The organism is Vibrio sp. Vb0888 (assembly GCF_033338835.1).
GTDB lineage: Bacteria > Pseudomonadota > Gammaproteobacteria > Enterobacterales > Vibrionaceae > Vibrio > Vibrio alginolyticus.
This window is the reverse complement of the sequence record NZ_JAWOTL010000060.1, coordinates 1-1968: the sequence shown is the minus strand read 5'-3', so window position 1 is coordinate 1968 and position 1968 is coordinate 1. Positions and strand designations below refer to the sequence as shown.

The 1968-nt window shown below is 44.4% G+C and carries 2 protein-coding genes; one reads left to right on the top strand and one right to left on the bottom strand.

The window, feature by feature from the left end; genetic code table 11:
• The first annotated feature begins 198 nt into the window (after window positions 1–198).
• Complete coding sequence (locus R7P72_RS23735; protein ID WP_318110788.1) at window positions 199–810, top strand: YecA family protein; 612 nt, start codon at window positions 199–201, stop codon at window positions 808–810.
• Window positions 811–882: 72 nt separating this feature from the next.
• Here the strand turns inward: R7P72_RS23735 and R7P72_RS23730 are convergent.
• Window positions 883–1968, bottom strand: a 1086-nt coding sequence (locus R7P72_RS23730; protein ID WP_318110787.1) for a glutathionylspermidine synthase family protein, incomplete at its 5' end; no start/stop codon positions are given.

Sequence of the window (1968 nt, the reverse complement as noted above, 5' to 3'; positions counted from 1 at the left end):
GTAAATCGAGATTTCTTTCTAGTTTGTCACGGACAGGTGGCTCACCCACCAAGTACACCACCGACCCTATCGTAGCGATAAAAAAACACAGATACAGTGTGAGAGCGAGAATGCTTTTTTTTCTAAGTGACGAACGAATTTCCATATCTGTAGACGAATCATTCCCTAATATCGATTTATCACTAATTGATTGGTAAGATGAGCGCAACCAATCAGCCCATTAACAAATGGTATTCTATTTTGAAACTACAAGACATGCTTTCTCTTCCAGAACTTGATGGAAAACTACTAAACCTAGCAAAAACTCAAGGCTTTGTAACCGCGATGGCATCAGCGCCAAACGTGTTGAACCCTCAAGAGTGGCTGCCATTCTTATGGGGCGGCGAAGAGACAGCACCTTTCTCAGATGGTGAACAACTAGAACTGTACATTGATGAAATTGTACAAATGTGGAACCAAACTCGACCAGCTTTGCTAGAAGGTTCTTGGCAATGGCCTGAAGGTTGTACTCTCGATGAGCAAGACATTGTCTCAGCAAGCACTCGTGATTTCTGTGAAGGTGTACTTCAAGGTTGGCAACTGACGCGTGATGATTGGGAAACGTTAATGCCAGAAGACGGCGAAGACAGCGCCCTATTGGGTGGTGTGCTGCTCTCTCTTACTATGTTGTACGATCCAGAAACCACCATTGCAACGCTTGCAGAGCAAGGCATGGAAGGCTTAGAGCAATTTGAAGAGATCTTCAATGCTATACCTGTGATGCTATGTGGTCTTACTCAACGCGGTGTTGCGTTGGCTGAAGAGCAATAAAATAACGGAATCGTTGATCATTGAAATTGAACATCTGATATGAAAAAGCTCTCCGAATGGAGAGCTTTTTCATTACGTCAAAATCACATGTGGAATGTAGCGCGCCATATCTTGTGTCACTAGGCTACTGTCTTCACGAATCGAAATACCCGCCGCTCTATCATTGACGAGCCAACTACCGATTAACGTATGGTTCTGCCCAAACTTAGGCAACGGATGATATTTCTGAACGATATTGAACTTCGATTCATAAGGCCCCGGCGTTTTCACCAAGCGCTTTCCATCTTTGACGATCTCAATATTCGCCCCCTCTCGCGAGAATAACGGTTTGATGACATAATCGTTCAAACAAGTCACGTTTGGGTCATTAGCAAAATAGGCAGGCAAAAGATTGGGATGATTTGGAAAGCGTTCCCACAACAATGGCAAAAGTGCTTTATTGGACAAAATCGATTTCCACATGGGTTCTAGCCAGTTGACGTTTGCAGTCGCTAAGTATTTCGCGTATTCCTCTTCAAACATGAATTCCCAAGGATAAAGTTTGAACATCCAACGAATGGCTCGTTCGTCCACATCCACAAATTTTCCGTCTTCCGTTACACCAATATCTTCGACGTACACAAAAGCTGTCGCTAGCCCCGCCTCGCGCGCGCAATCTTCTAAATACTGGACAGTCGCTTTATCTTCTTCTGTGTACTTGCAACAGCTAAAGTGGAGAGTTTGTCCCGGTTGATATTTGGCTATCTCCGCAAAACGCTCAATTAGAAAGTCTTGAAGAATATTGAATTGATCCGCAGCTTGATGAATTCGACCTTTGTTAACTACATCTTCCAGCCACACCCATTGCCAAAAACCCGTTTCAAACAAACTTGTCGGTGTATCGGCATTGTTTTCGAGTAGCTTTGCTGGTGATGTTCCGTTATACGCAAAATCCAAACGAGAATAGAGTGAAGGCTCTTTTCGTTGCCACGAAGACGCTACCTGTTCCCACATCAACTCAGGAATCGCACATTTCGTCAGTAGTTGCTCACAGCGAACCACCTCATCCACAATAGACAAGCACATCTGATGCAGTTCTTCAGTGGGAGATTCTAGGTCGTGCTCGATTTGCTCCAGCGTAAATTGGTAGTAAGCACTCTCATCCCAATACGGTTGCCC